The organism is Desulfosporosinus youngiae DSM 17734, from assembly GCF_000244895.1.
GTDB lineage: Bacteria > Bacillota > Desulfitobacteriia > Desulfitobacteriales > Desulfitobacteriaceae > Desulfosporosinus > Desulfosporosinus youngiae.
In genome coordinates this window covers 921070-934224 of the sequence record NZ_CM001441.1, presented here as the reverse complement: position 1 = coordinate 934224, position 13155 = coordinate 921070, and the positions used below count along the sequence as shown (strand labels likewise).

Genomic DNA, 13155 nt, shown 5'->3' with positions numbered 1-13155 from the left:
ATTTCATTGTTATCCCGGACCCCTTACTTTTTGCTTCTTCCGGCGTTCGACTTCTGCCATGCAATTTCTCTTTATTGAAGCTTTGAACTCAAATCAATCATCGGAAGCATGATCCCACCTGCAACTAAACCGATCAGCCCAGCTATAACAAGAATAAGTGCCGGTCCAATCATACGCGTTGAACGATCGAGCTGACCCTCAAGTTCACGGCTAAACATTTGCGTAACATAATGGAGCATCTGATCCAACTCTCCGGCTTCCTCGGCGACCCCTATCATTTCAGCTCCTTCCTTAGGAAAAATTCTACTCGCACGCAACAAAGGTGCCATTCGTTTCCCGTGACGAACACTTAGTACAAGTTGGTTCGTTAACTCCAGCATCTCAGGACGGCGCAGCATTCCTGCTGTGAGACGTAATGCTTCCAGTAAGGGAATTCCGGCCGCCAATAACCGACCTAACATCCGGCTAAACTGAACTAAATCTCGTAGATGGAGAACTCTTCCGATGAGAGGGAGGCGACTCAGCAAATTCTCAAGACGAATTTTCCAGTGATCGGGTCTCGTGAATCTCAAAATTAGTAATCCACAACCGGCCAAACCAAGGACACTCCACAAAACGCAGGGAAGTCTTTGACCGCCGGCAAAAATGACTTTAGTCAAAAATGGCAAATCTACAGCGCCTACACTCAAAAATAGTTTTTCGTACATCGGGAGAACCCAGACAGAGAGGACGTAGATTACTAAGATCACAGCAACCAACAAAAACATCGGATAGGCAAGGGCAGACTTAATTTTTTGTTGATAAACCTGTTCCTGATCTAATTCATCGGCGATTTCAGTCAGCACCTTTCCTACAGTCCCAGTGTATTCACCCGCTTTAATCATTGAGAGTACAAAGGCGCTGGGAGCAGAGGTAAGATCGGCTAACGCCGCTGACAAGTCACTGCCTGTTTCTACCCGCTCCTTAACCTTATGCCATTGTTCTTGCTCAGGCGTTAATTTTTTCTCATGGCAGGTCATCATTTCTAAAGCCTGAAGCAAGGGAATCCCCGCTTCTAATAAAGTAGCCAAGCGGCGGGCGAAGCCGCTCCACTTGAGATTTGTTCGATTTAAAAAGAATACGTTGTTCAAATTAAGAGCAGAACGGACCCAGACCGGGAAGTAGCCTTCCTTCCTTAAGCGTGACTGAACCTCAGAAAAACCATCTCCCGACCATGCCCCGTACTGAATTCTTCCATTTTGGTCAACAGCTTTCCAGATGAAACGTTTCCCACTCATCTCCTTAAGTTATCCGGACTCTGGAGCTTTTCTTTAGCAACTTCGTAAGCCACCAGACCCCTTTGGACTAAATCCATAATAGCTTTGTCCATGGATTGCATTCCTAACTTTGCATTTGTCTGAATCACGGTCGGCAGTTGATGGGTTTTTCCCTCTCGGATCAGGCTCCTCACCGCAGGTGTGGCTGTCAAGACCTCAATAGCTGCGGCTCTTCCTTTGTGATCTGCCCTGGGAAACAATTGTTGAGACATAATCCCCTGCAGAACCGCTGCCAGTTGTACACGAATTTGCTGCTGCTGATGGGGAGGGAAAACATCAATCATACGATCAACTGACTGGGTGGCATCATTTGTATGAAGCGTGCTGAAAACTAAGTGCCCTGTTTCAGCCGCCGTCACAGCCGTCGAGATGGTTTCCAAATCCCGCATCTCACCAACTAAAATCACATCCGGATCTTGTCGTAAGACGGCCCGAAGCGCATTCGAAAATGAATGCGTATCATTGCCAACTTCCCGCTGATTGACTAAACTCAGCTTATGACGGTGTAAATATTCGATCGGATCTTCGATCGTAACAATGTGACAAGCCCGTGTACGATTGATATAGTCCAGCAGCGAAGCCAGAGTTGTCGATTTTCCGCTTCCAGTCGGGCCTGTCACCAAAACCAACCCTTTATGCAGTTTAGCCAACTCAATACTTACAGGCGGCAAACCCAAGTCTTCCGGGCTCGGAATCACAAAAGGAATTAAGCGAATAACCACTCCAATAGATCCCCTTTGCCGAAACATGTTAACCCGATAACGCCCGACGCCGGGCAAGCTGTAAGATAAATCCAATTCACCGGATTCAGCAAACCGTTTAGCTTGGTTTTCATTCAGCAATGAATGAGCAAAGGTTTCTAAGTCAGCCTGAGAAAGTTTTTCCGCCGTTTGTTGAATCATTGCACCGTTAATACGAAAAACCGGAGGGCTCTCCACCGTCAAATGGATATCTGACGCCTTTTGTTCTCCAGCTAAAACCATAAGTTCTTTAAGTGACAGCATCTTGTTCGTCTCCTCTTATCCTTCTATTCTTGAAGTAACCCGCAATACTTCCTCTACCGTTGTAAGTCCTCGCCTGACCTTCAACAGCCCGTCCTCATAGACCGTGAGCATTCCTGAAACCATGGCTTGCTGCTCAATCTCTCTGGCATTTTGCACGGAAAGGACCAGTTCTTTAATCTCCTGATCATAGAGCATAAATTCATGTATCCCAATTCTACCTCGAAAACCTGTTCCCAGGCAATTCGGGCATCCAACCGCCCGATGCAGCTGAAAAACCGACTCCGGTAATTGCAGGGCCCTTTTTTCCGCCTCGGAAACATCCTGCAGGATTTTACAATGCTCACATAGTCGACGCACTAAACGTTGGGATAAAACCCCACTGACCGCAGACGCCAGCAGAAAGGGTTCTACTCCCATATCGATGAGTCGAGCTAAGGCCTCGGCAGCTGTGTTTGTATGTAGGGTTGATAAAACCAAATGCCCGGTCAGAGAAGCGGTGATAGCGATTGACGCAGTTTCTTCGTCACGGATTTCCCCAATCATAATGACATCCGGATCTTGCCGCAGGATATATTTTAAGCCGACAGGAAAGCTGAGTCCGGCCGGAAGATTGACTTGAACCTGATTCACTCCGGATAGTTGATATTCCACAGGTTCTTCAATGGATATAATGTTTTGCTCCTCAGCATTTAATTCCCTGAGCAGCGCATAGAGAGTTGTCGTCTTTCCGCTTCCCGTTGGCCCGACAACTAATATCAAACCATTAGGGCGTTTCAATAAAGCTTTTACCCCTTTTTCAACCTCTGAGCGCATACCTAAATCATTGAGGGAACGTTGAGCCATCTTCGGATCTAAAATTCGCACCACTATTTTTTCTCCATATACTGTGGGCATTGATGACATCCGCAGGTCAACCGTCCGAAGTCCTGCCGTGAAGGTCATTCGGCCATCTTGGGGAAATCGGCGTTCTGCAACATCCATTTGAGCCATCACTTTTAAGCAAGAGACGATCGTTCGGGCGACCTTAGCAGAGAGAGTGTGCTTACCGATTAATTTGCCATCAATACGATAGCGCACAACAAACTCACTTTTGCGAGGTTCCCAGTGAATATCACTAACCCCCTGCACAACCGCCTCATGCAATACGGAATACACAAATTTAAGGATTGGGGCCTCGCCCTCTTGAGAATCGCCGTCTGTCGTTTCAGAAAACTCACCTGACCGGGCTGCCTGATCTTCAACGACATGGTCCGCGTAATGCGCAAGGTGTGCAACAGACTGTTCTACGGTTAAAAACTGACGAATGGCTGCTTCGATTTCCCCTGCCTTAGCGAAAACCGGCTCAATCTCTAACCCCGTAAACATTCGAACGTCGCGAAGAGCTCGTTGGTGGGTAGGGTCAAGCATGGCGACTCTTAGGGTCCCAGATCGCTGTTCCAACGGGATAAGAGTATAACGGCGGGCCATTTCTTCAGGAATCAAGCTTGCTACAGCAGAGTCAATGATGACCCGGGTCAGGGAAACTTGCGGGATGCCCAAATACCGGCTCATAGCTTCTAACAACGCGGCTTTGGACAAAACACCCGTACGCACAAGCACATCTCCAATTGATTCTCCACTTTGGAGTGCTAATTCTAATCCAGCTGACAATCCCGCCTTATCTACATATTGATTAGCGAGCAAAAACTGACCCAATTCATGTTGGTTTATCATAATCTCACTAATGCAACTCCTGATAGCTTATTATGACCCAGGTCCCATTATCCATCTGTAATCGTTCCTCAATTTTTCGAACAGCTAATCCGGCAAGTCCTTTCGATGTCACTTTGTATTCTCCTCCGCTCAACTCAATTACTATATCAACCTGACCCGTATCGAAGGACAAGTTTCCCCGCCGCAATCCCGGATTAGCCGGCAAATGAGCTTTGGCCCATTCAATCCCTCCTTCAGCAAGATAGAGGGCTTGTCTGCTTTGGGTTTCCCTTTTCACCATGCGATATTCGGTGTTAGCCTTGAGATAGCTTTCCATTCCTAATCCTGAAAGGAGTGTTAAAAGCAAAAGAATGAGAAGGCTGACATAACCGGACGCCCTTGGCTTGCTCAAACTAATACAGGTAATGGCTACTCCTTCGGAATTGGAGGATAGATTCTTTGCCGAACAGTGCTTTGCCAAGTTGCGGTTTGTCCATCCATATTTGCTTCCAAAAAGATCTCCCATAACCCAGGTTCCACCTCCACGCATTTCCACCCAGTCAGATAACTGGCAACTGGTTGGGAAACCCCCAAGTGTCTCCAGTACAAATCGTTCTTCCCATCCCGGTCTAAATCATCCATAAAATAGGAATCAAGCGTTGGCCGAGGGTTTGTATCATCCCGTAAAGGCAAAACCTGTAATACTTTAGAACCCGGGGTCCAATTTGCGGTTTCAGCCGTCCTTATTGCATCAGAGACCGTTTTTCCTGCCGTCATGACGGCATAGTGTGCTTCCAGGTAATTCTTGAGGGCACGTGATCCCCGCCACTGATCTGTCAATAATCGCATTGAAACCATTAGAAAAATGCCCGAGATTAATAACGCAAATATAACCTCCATAAGGGTTAATCCACGTTCTGAATGCCCCCTCTTACTCAACAGCATACAGGCTCTCCAGCTTGTATCGGTGAGGGTTGCCCCGATCCATCCAACGGACTTCAACACTTACTTTCAAAAGTTCCGGGATGTCCTGCCATTCTGAATGGATTAACCATTGGAATTTCCCTTCTCGTCCTTCCGCTGTCCCGCCCGGGATACACACATTTGCTGCCAAGCGATCCATCGTTTTTTGGGCGAGGTTAGCCCCCTCCATCAAACTTGCAGCCTGCCGGGCTTCAGAAACCGCTCCCATCGACAATCCAAAAAGGACCGCAAAACCTAAGGAAAAGAGAACGAGAGCTAGCAGCACATCAAATAAAATATATCCGTTCCTAGGTACGAAGTTCTTGTTTGGGATGATGACTCCCTCCTTATGGTCTCCCATAAAAACGTTAAATCCTTAATTACCCGAAACATTTTTGACTCGTCCTGACAAATCAAACTCATAGCCCTGCTCTGAATCGAAAGGATTGATTAGGATTTCATCGAGATACGGACCTTGCCAATGACTCACACCCCTCGGCGACTCCAGCAAATCACTAACGCTGAGCGGATAAGTCCCCACATCAATCCGATAGAGCTGAGCAGCGCCTTCGATTTTTTGTATGTTGACTCGATTTACGTGCTTGCGAACGTGGTTAGAGGCCGAACCGAAATGCGGTGCGGACAAGGTTAAGATCAGTCCCATTAGAAAGAGGACGATTAGAAGTTCCCATAATACGAAACCAGCATAATTCCTTCTTATTACATAATTTAACCTTCTCAAGGCTTATCCACATCTTTCAGCGTCCGAAATCGTCATTCTCTCAACTATAGTTCTTCTTGATTTCTCTGTTTATAAGGAAATCCCTTCCACTCTCGACAGGTTCTCCTCGAAAATAACCTTAACTACTATTCTTCTTTGTTATAGTTTGCTATGCACTAAAGCCCTCTGCAAAAAGACATATTTCCCAGGTTAAAAACAAAAATCTGACAAAGTTTCTTAAGCGCTTTGTCAGATCTACCTATTTATTAGTTTTATTAGTCCAAACGGACATTATGTTATGAAATAACCTGTTTCCAGGCAGCTAGGATTTCTTGATCGGTACATTCCCTGGAAACAACCGCTTGCCCAATTCCTTTAGGCAAGATTAAAATCTTACGTCCCCCTTGGTTTTTCTTGTCCGCTTGCATTCGTTCCAACAAAGCCCGCGGGTCTTGCCCAGGGATCATAATCGGCAAGCCAAACCTATTCAGCAACTGTTTAATCCGATCAACCTCCGCTATAGTCATTAGACCTTTTGCGTTAGCCAGATGTGATGCTGCTGCGATTCCGATGCTCACCCCTTGCCCATGAGTTACACCGCGGTAGTTCATCTCAGTCTCCAGGGCATGTCCGAAACTATGTCCCAGATTAAGCAAAGCGCGTACTCCTTGTTCGCGTTCATCTTGGGATACGATGTTCACCTTCACAGCTGAAGAGCGTACCACCATTTCGCTCCAAATGGATTTTTCCCGCTCCTTGATCCTCTCTTCTTCATTCTCAAAAAACTCGAAAAGGCTCCTGTCTGCAATTAAAGCATGCTTAATGCTTTCTGCTAAACCATTTTCAACTTCTTCCCAAGGCAAACTGTCTAAGGTCGAGAAATCTGTCCAAACCGCCAGGGGAGGATAAAAAGCACCGATTATATTCTTGCCAAGGGGATGATTCACAGCTACTTTTCCGCCAACACTGCTATCCACTTGCGCCAACAACGTGGTAGGGACTTGTATCAAACGAATGCCCCGCATGAAGACACTGGCAAAGAAACCCGCCAAATCTCCAATAACCCCTCCTCCCAGGGCAATGACAAGGGTTTTGCGATCCGTTTCGCATTCCAGTGCTGCCCTTGTTAACTGACTTATTCGCTCCAAAGACTTTTCTTGTTCTCCAGCAGGAACAATTATCTGATTTACACGATAGTCAAGCAGTCCTTTCTGGAGACGGTCTAAATAAACGTCAGCCACTACCTGATGGGAAATAATAAGAATATGTTCCACATCCTCAAACTGAAGGTGTAAGAATTCCCCTAACTCTTCAAGGGAGACTCCCAAGAACACCGGATAGGAACGATCTGCTTTTACATCAATCTTTGGCCACTTCTCTAAACTCATTTTCCTTCATCCTCTCCAGCCAGGCCAGAATCTCTCTGACAACTTCATCAATACTTTTTTTCGACGTATCCACAATATAGTCTGCCTGGGCGTAACATGCTTGCCGATCAGACCACAATTTCTCAATCACATCTCTTGGGCCTTTGAGAAGAGGACGATCATTCTTATGCCCTATCCGAGCGAGAATTGCTTCCAGCGAAGCGTGAAGAGCGATAACAATTCCATTCTGAGCCAAAGCATTCCAATTAGCCGGATTTAAAACTGTCCCCCCGCCGGTGGCGATAACCAGTCGTTCCTGCTGGCTAAGCCTTGTTACCACAATGCTTTCTTCTGACCGGAAACGGGTCTCCCCATGCCGGCGAAAAATTTCACTGACACTCATGCTGGTTACTTCCCCGATTTCATAATCTGTGTCAACGAAATCCCAAGCGAGCGACTGAGCCAGGCGCTTTCCAACCGTGCTTTTGCCAGTTCCCATAAATCCAATGAGAACAATGTTTCGCATGGAGATCCTTCCTCTCGTATTCGATATTAGATATTAGATATTAGATGTTCGAAAGTTGCTACTTCGAATATCAACCTTCATAAGACTTAAAACCGTATCTGGAGCAGGTCTCTTTTATAATCATCCCAAGCCGTTTTCAATTCTGAAAAGCTATCTGCAGGAAACTTTTCAAGGACCGCTTCGGCAATAACCCAAGCAACCACATGTTCTAAAACAACCAAGGCTGCGGGCACAGCACAGACATCTGAACGTTCGACACTTGCCTTAACGACCTCTTTTGTCTCCAGATGTACCGTATCTAAGGGTTGATAAAGGGTCGGAATCGGTTTCATGACCGCTTGGAGAATAATAGGTTCTCCGTTGCTCATTCCCCCCTCGATTCCTCCGGCATGGTTGGAGAACCTGCTAAAGCCTTGCCCCTCTACATAACGAATTGGATCGTGAACCTTGGAGCCCGGACGTTCTCCCGCTTCAAAGCCTAACCCAAAGGAAATCCCTTTCATTGCTTGGACTGAGAGGACAGCTTGAGCCAATTTACCGTCTAATTTCCGATCCCACTGCACATGGGATCCCAGCCCTGCAGGGACTTGATGCACTTGGACTTCCAGGAGTCCGCCCAAGGATTCTCCTTGTTCCTTTGCTTGCTTAAGCCTTTCCCACATCAATTGTTCGGCGGCCGAATCCCCTACAGACCAATCAGATTGTCTGACACGCTGCCAGTAGTCTTCCTGCTCATTACCAGTACGCTCTGCATGAACCCCGCCAACTGCCAGGACTTGTCCTCTGATCTCTACCCCCAAGGCAGTCAGCACCTGCCTGGCAATACTGCCAACAGCCACCCTCATAGCCGTTTCCCGGGCACTTGCCCGCTCAAGGATATTACGCACCTCTGTGCGATATTTAAGAGCACCTGGCAAATCCGCATGTCCGGGGCGGGGAGTCATTACTTTTCGGCTCTCTAAGTCGGCATCTTCTCTCCAAGTCATGATTTTCTCCCAGTTTTCCCAATCGCGATTCAGAATTTCTAAGGCCATAGGGGCCCCCGTTGTTAATCCTCCTCGAATTCCGGAAACGAGCTGAACTTCGTCTTGTTCGATAGCCATTCGCCCGCCGCGTCCAGGGCCTTTCTGACGTTCTCTGAGCGCCTCATCAATTATATCCTTCGAAATCTTCATTCCCGCCGGAAGCCCTTCGATAATTCCCACTAATTTCTGACCATGTGATTCCCCTGCCGTTAAAAACCGCACGTTTTTCCCTTCTCTCTGTCCATATCTAATACTCCCACGTTGTAAGCGGGTTTCATATTCAGCTGTCTACTTCTCCCGGATACGCATACCCACCGGGGCAACAACCACGCTTTTCCGCTCTCCCAATGAATTCTTCAAGGTGATGGTTGTGCCGGCACTTCGACCAAGAGCATTAAATCTTAATTCACCTTTGGCATCACCTGGCTGACCAACAAACTGGATACCATCATCTAAGTAAATATTCTTCATCATTTTGCCTTGCTTAAAAATTTGATAATGATGATCTCCTGACTGACAATAAAATTTGACAGCATACCAATTATTCTCAGCCATGGCGGCCTGCCGAGCATCCCGAATTTCCTCTAATAATTTGGTTGACTCGAAAGCTAAGCGTTGTTTTTCAAAGTTCACAGGAAGCTTAATAAGCAGATAAAATCCGGAGCCCGCTAAAAGAATTACAACAAGCAGTATTTCAAGCAGGGTAAAACCTAGATCACCGGCCTTTTCGATGCTCATTTCGCTCTTCCTTTACTTTTTTTACCTACACTCGCTCTGCGAGTCCATGTTTCAAGGCTTGCCGCATCTCCTCAATGGGAGCTTGTCCCCCGAACCAGAACTCCCATGCCAGAGCTCCTTGATATAAAAGCATCCTCAAACCATTTTGCGTACGACATCCCAATTGCTTGGCTTCTATCAGAAAAAGAGTTTCCATAGGGTTAAATATGATGTCGACGACAAGGGCTTGCTTAGAAATCCCTTCTAAGGAAAATGGAAAAGGTTCTTTATGTAACCCTATTGAAGTTGTCTGTACTAAAAGGTCAACATCTTTCAGCCAGTCTCCCGGGGCAAACTCCCCCGCTGTCGCCATCCCACCCTCACGCTGAATAATCCGAGCCAATTCATTGGCTTTTTCGGGGGTTCGATTGAGAATATGCAGTTTCATCCCTTGCTCTGCAAGGGCCAGAGCTATTCCTTTACCGGCACCCCCTGCACCCAGCAGAACCGCCTTTTTTCCCTGAAATCCATTAAGTTCCTCTTGCACAGAACGGACAAATCCATCTCCATCTGTATTGTGTCCAATCATTTGTCCCTCATGAATTTTTACGGTATTTACTGCCCCCGCTCGCTCTGCTTGCGGGGTAAGCGTATCAAGGAGCGCAAGAATGGCTTCCTTATGGGGAAGAGTCACATTCCAACCGGAAAACCCTAAGGCATGAAGACCTTGCACCGCCTCCCCTAAACGGTCTGCCTTAACCTGAAAGCGCTGGTAAAAAGCGTCAACCCCCAGCGCCTGGTAACCTGCATTATGCATATCAGGAGAGAGGGAATGCTGAATTGGGTCACCAATAACTGCATAGTGTTTTTCCACTGTTAACATTCCTTTACTATAGTGAAAAGGAATGGCTAAGCCATTCCTTTATGCTTAATGAATTTTCGGGCTGAAGGGTTCGGCTGAAGCAAAATGCTTCATCATCCAAACAAGCACTTTCTCCATCCGACGCATAATTCGTGTTCCGATAAACTCCCGATCATTAATGGGTGTTACCAAAATCGTATAGAGACCTAAACGATTTCCACCTAAAATATCCGTGAATAACTGGTCCCCTATAACGGCAGTATCCTTTTGTCCGGTTTTCAAAAGCTTCATCCCGGCTCGAAACGCTTTACGCCTTGGTTTGGTCGCTCCGAAAACAAAAGGTATCCCTAACCGATCGGCAACCACGGCAACGCGCTGACGTTTACTATTGTTAGACACCACACACGCGCGAATTCCTGCAGACTTAACTTTCTCAAACCAAGCCTCCACTTTAGGGCCCACTTCTACATTATTCCAAGGGGTCATCGTATTATCTAAGTCAATAATCAACCCTCGAATCCCATCCTGGCCAAGCTGTTCTACCGAAATAAGATCGAGCGAATTAGCTTGACGTGTCGGTCGAAAATACTCTAACATAGAATCCTCCAAAGTGCATAAGTTTCTATATATTATACCTTAGAGGATGCCGCAAGAGCAAGTAATGGACTTACCTATTTGAATCAATCTTCGCCATCTCTTCCATTAATTTTTGAATGGCCTTTTTTTCAATACGGGAAACATAGGATCTGGAAATAGCCAAGGCCTTGGCAATCTCACGCTGGGTACGCTTCGGGCTGTTCATCAATCCATATCTCAACTGAAGAACGAGCTTTTCCCTTTTGGTCAGCTTCTTAACAAGTTCGAGCAAAGCCTTTTGTTCGGATTCATTTTCAACTTTTAACGAGATATCCTCTTCATTCGAACCCAGAACATCAATGAGGGAAATTTCGTTACCCTCTTTATCCGTTCCGATGGGATCGTATATAGAGACTTCGCCCCGGGATTTTTTCAATGACCGCAAATGCATTAAGATTTCGTTTTCGATACACCGTGCGGCATAAGTGGCAAGTTTGGTCCCTTTATTGGGATCAAAGGTATTAATCCCTTTAATTAAACCAATCGTACCAATCGAGATTAAATCGTCCCCATCTTCCCCGGTTCCATCAAATTTTTTGACGAGATGAGCTACTAACCGTAAATTATGCTCCACTAACGTATTGCGGGCATTCTCAACTTCAGGGGTTAGAGTAAAGGGTTCAGTTTTACTTTCAGCCAGGATTTTCAGATAACGCCCTTCCTCCTGCTCATTTAAGGGCTGAGGAAAAGCATTATTATTGATATACGAGACTAGTAAAGTAACTCCCTTAAGAACGGAAAGTGCAATACTGACAAAAAAGAGTTCAGCGATCATCTTCTCCACCCCTTTCGCCTGGTATTTTAATACCTATGCTCAGAAGCAGAGAATTTTGCTTATCCATTAAGAAAATAATAAATCACACAACCAATACTAGGCCGCGACCGCTAATTGAGTTAATGTATGCAAATAGTTTGCTACTATATGGACTCTAATTAATTGCGTCAAGATTTAGGCGACCTTTACAATGCCCCTTTACTTCCTCCCAAGTCATGTAAATCCTAGTTATATCTTCTTCAATCAGCTGCCTTCCCGATTGAACTTCAATAAACTCTAAATCAGTGCTTGCCCATATTCCATGTCTGACTCCAATTGGAATACGGAACACATCTCCTGGCTTGACTCTAAAAATTGCATCATCAAGAGCCAATTCTCCTTCTCCATTTGTGATACTCCATATTTCACTTCGTTTGTAATGAACTTGATAACTTAGATTTTTACCCGCCGTTATTCCTATTCGTTTAGTCAAAACCTCTTGTCCATTTTCATATTTCACATAATCCAGCACCCGATACCAACCCCAGCGCCGTTCCTCAAACATTGGCCTCTGAATAGTTTCCTTAAGCAGATCCTTTACTTTTGGACTTGTTTCTTTATCCGATACCAAAATACCGTCCGGACTTGCAGCAACAATCGTATTCGACAAGCCAAGAACAATAATCGGAATACCCAACTCATTTATTAGATGGGTTCCCTCACAGTCTCCGCTTAAGACACCATTTCCGATAACTGGTGCCGAAATTTCATCTGATAAGGTCTTCCATGTACCTATGTCTTTCCATTCTCCTTCATAGCGCAGTGCAATTACCTTCCTGGCCTTTTCAACAACTTCATAATCAAAACTTATCTTAGGCAAGGCAGAATACTCGTCTTTCAGGCTTTTGTAATCCACAGGTAGATTATGCTTCTCGAGCTTTGAAATAACATAGCCTAATTTAAAGGCAAATACCCCACAATTCCACAGAGCTCCCTCCGCGATCAGTTTTAGCGCTTGTTCTCTCGTCGGCTTTTCTCTAAAAGAGCCAACCTTGACAAGCCTATGCTCTTGGTTTGATTCAGGAACAATATAGCCATGCCTTTCGGAAGGGTAAGTGGGCATAACACCTACAAGGGCAAGATTAGCTTCCGTTGCTGTAAGCGCATCTTCCAGTTCCTTGACCAGATCAAAAAAGCGGCTGTTCACATAGGAATCCACCGGAACTACAACAACCACTTCATTCAGGCCAACTTGTTTAACAGACGCTAAATATGCTGCAGCCAGAGCAATCGCCGGATAAGTATCCCTTCGTTCTGGTTCGACGATCATCTCAACGGATTCGCCCAGCTGACTTTGAATAATATTAACTTGAGATTTATTGGTAGAAATAATAGTAGACTTAGCTAAATCCCTAACTTTCAATTGACCCCACACTCGCTGAATCATAGATTCGCGTCCACCATGATCGTTTTTTAGGAGTTTCAAAAATTGTTTTGAACGAAAATTATTTGATAACGGCCATAGTCGTTTTCCTGAACCACCAGAGAGCAAAATCAGTTTCATTAATCAAA

Annotated in this window: 15 protein-coding genes; all 15 read right to left on the bottom strand. The window is 45.7% G+C overall.

The annotated features are described in order from the left end of the window. Nucleotides 1-71 precede the first annotated feature (71 nt). Nucleotides 72-1277 carry a type II secretion system F family protein gene (locus tag DESYODRAFT_RS04420; RefSeq protein WP_007779927.1) on the bottom strand — a complete coding sequence of 402 codons (1206 nt, stop codon included), beginning with the start codon at nucleotides 1275-1277 and terminating at the stop codon, nucleotides 72-74. Beyond that, nucleotides 1274-2320, bottom strand: a complete 1047-nt coding sequence (locus DESYODRAFT_RS04415) for a type IV pilus twitching motility protein PilT (RefSeq protein ID WP_007779925.1) — start codon at nucleotides 2318-2320, stop codon at nucleotides 1274-1276. Before DESYODRAFT_RS04415 ends, DESYODRAFT_RS04420 begins: the two co-directional genes overlap by 4 nt. 15 nt (nucleotides 2321-2335) lie before the next feature. Beyond that, a complete protein-coding gene (locus DESYODRAFT_RS04410; RefSeq protein ID WP_007779922.1) occupies nucleotides 2336-4033 on the bottom strand; it encodes a GspE/PulE family protein in 1698 nt (565 codons plus the stop codon). Nucleotides 4034-4040: 7 nt separating this feature from the next. Then, nucleotides 4041-4349, bottom strand: a complete 309-nt coding sequence (locus DESYODRAFT_RS04405) for a hypothetical protein (protein ID WP_007779920.1) — start codon at nucleotides 4347-4349, stop codon at nucleotides 4041-4043. 92 nt (nucleotides 4350-4441) lie between these two features. Beyond that, complete coding sequence (locus DESYODRAFT_RS04400) at nucleotides 4442-4957, bottom strand: type IV pilus modification PilV family protein (protein ID WP_007779917.1); 516 nt, start codon at nucleotides 4955-4957, stop codon at nucleotides 4442-4444. Further along, a complete protein-coding gene (locus DESYODRAFT_RS04395; protein WP_007779914.1) occupies nucleotides 4944-5336 on the bottom strand; it encodes a type IV pilus modification PilV family protein in 393 nt (130 codons plus the stop codon). Before DESYODRAFT_RS04395 ends, DESYODRAFT_RS04400 begins: the two co-directional genes overlap by 14 nt. A 15-nt stretch (nucleotides 5337-5351) precedes the next feature. Continuing rightward, nucleotides 5352-5717, bottom strand: a complete 366-nt coding sequence (locus tag DESYODRAFT_RS04390; RefSeq protein WP_007779911.1) for a type II secretion system protein — start codon at nucleotides 5715-5717, stop codon at nucleotides 5352-5354. Nucleotides 5718-5992: 275 nt separating this feature from the next. Continuing rightward, complete coding sequence (gene aroB / locus DESYODRAFT_RS04385; RefSeq protein WP_007779908.1) at nucleotides 5993-7084, bottom strand: 3-dehydroquinate synthase; 1092 nt, start codon at nucleotides 7082-7084, stop codon at nucleotides 5993-5995. Beyond that, complete coding sequence (locus DESYODRAFT_RS04380) at nucleotides 7056-7589, bottom strand: shikimate kinase (protein WP_007779905.1); 534 nt, start codon at nucleotides 7587-7589, stop codon at nucleotides 7056-7058. The genes aroB and DESYODRAFT_RS04380 overlap by 29 nt, the downstream gene beginning before the upstream one ends. An 86-nt stretch (nucleotides 7590-7675) precedes the next feature. Next, nucleotides 7676-8836: a chorismate synthase gene (gene aroC / locus DESYODRAFT_RS04375; protein ID WP_007779902.1), complete on the bottom strand. Its 1161-nt coding sequence runs from the start codon at nucleotides 8834-8836 to the stop codon at nucleotides 7676-7678. Nucleotides 8837-8902: 66 nt separating this feature from the next. Continuing rightward, nucleotides 8903-9352, bottom strand: a complete 450-nt coding sequence (locus DESYODRAFT_RS04370) for a hypothetical protein (RefSeq protein ID WP_007779899.1) — start codon at nucleotides 9350-9352, stop codon at nucleotides 8903-8905. A 25-nt stretch (nucleotides 9353-9377) separates the two neighbouring features. Next, nucleotides 9378-10205 carry a shikimate dehydrogenase gene (aroE, locus tag DESYODRAFT_RS04365; protein ID WP_007779895.1) on the bottom strand — a complete coding sequence of 276 codons (828 nt, stop codon included), beginning with the start codon at nucleotides 10203-10205 and terminating at the stop codon, nucleotides 9378-9380. Nucleotides 10206-10259: 54 nt separating this feature from the next. Next, complete coding sequence (locus DESYODRAFT_RS04360; protein WP_007779892.1) at nucleotides 10260-10790, bottom strand: YqeG family HAD IIIA-type phosphatase; 531 nt, start codon at nucleotides 10788-10790, stop codon at nucleotides 10260-10262. A gap of 70 nt (nucleotides 10791-10860) precedes the next feature. Next, complete coding sequence (gene sigK, locus DESYODRAFT_RS04355) at nucleotides 10861-11604, bottom strand: RNA polymerase sporulation sigma factor SigK (protein WP_007779889.1); 744 nt, start codon at nucleotides 11602-11604, stop codon at nucleotides 10861-10863. Between the two features lie 154 nt (nucleotides 11605-11758). Further along, on the bottom strand, nucleotides 11759-13147 hold the full coding sequence (locus DESYODRAFT_RS04350; RefSeq protein ID WP_007779887.1) for a sugar phosphate nucleotidyltransferase: 1389 nt from the start codon (nucleotides 13145-13147) through the stop codon (nucleotides 11759-11761). Between the last annotated feature and the right edge of the window lie 8 nt (nucleotides 13148-13155).

Coding starts and splice junctions, on each gene's coding strand:
- sigK (WP_007779889.1), bottom strand. CDS start 11,604: ATGATCGCTGAACTCTTTTTTGTCAGTATTGCACTTTCCGTTCTTAAG.
- DESYODRAFT_RS04360 (WP_007779892.1), bottom strand. CDS start 10,790: ATGTTAGAGTATTTTCGACCGACACGTCAAGCTAATTCGCTCGATCTT.
- DESYODRAFT_RS04395 (WP_007779914.1), bottom strand. CDS start 5,336: ATGGGAGACCATAAGGAGGGAGTCATCATCCCAAACAAGAACTTCGTA.
- DESYODRAFT_RS04420 (WP_007779927.1), bottom strand. CDS start 1,277: ATGAGTGGGAAACGTTTCATCTGGAAAGCTGTTGACCAAAATGGAAGA.
- DESYODRAFT_RS04350 (WP_007779887.1), bottom strand. CDS start 13,147: ATGAAACTGATTTTGCTCTCTGGTGGTTCAGGAAAACGACTATGGCCG.
- DESYODRAFT_RS04415 (WP_007779925.1), bottom strand. CDS start 2,320: ATGCTGTCACTTAAAGAACTTATGGTTTTAGCTGGAGAACAAAAGGCG.
- DESYODRAFT_RS04405 (WP_007779920.1), bottom strand. CDS start 4,349: ATGGAAAGCTATCTCAAGGCTAACACCGAATATCGCATGGTGAAAAGG.
- aroB (WP_007779908.1), bottom strand. CDS start 7,084: ATGAGTTTAGAGAAGTGGCCAAAGATTGATGTAAAAGCAGATCGTTCC.
- DESYODRAFT_RS04370 (WP_007779899.1), bottom strand. CDS start 9,352: ATGAGCATCGAAAAGGCCGGTGATCTAGGTTTTACCCTGCTTGAAATA.
- DESYODRAFT_RS04400 (WP_007779917.1), bottom strand. CDS start 4,957: ATGCTGTTGAGTAAGAGGGGGCATTCAGAACGTGGATTAACCCTTATG.
- DESYODRAFT_RS04410 (WP_007779922.1), bottom strand. CDS start 4,033: ATGATAAACCAACATGAATTGGGTCAGTTTTTGCTCGCTAATCAATAT.
- DESYODRAFT_RS04380 (WP_007779905.1), bottom strand. CDS start 7,589: ATGCGAAACATTGTTCTCATTGGATTTATGGGAACTGGCAAAAGCACG.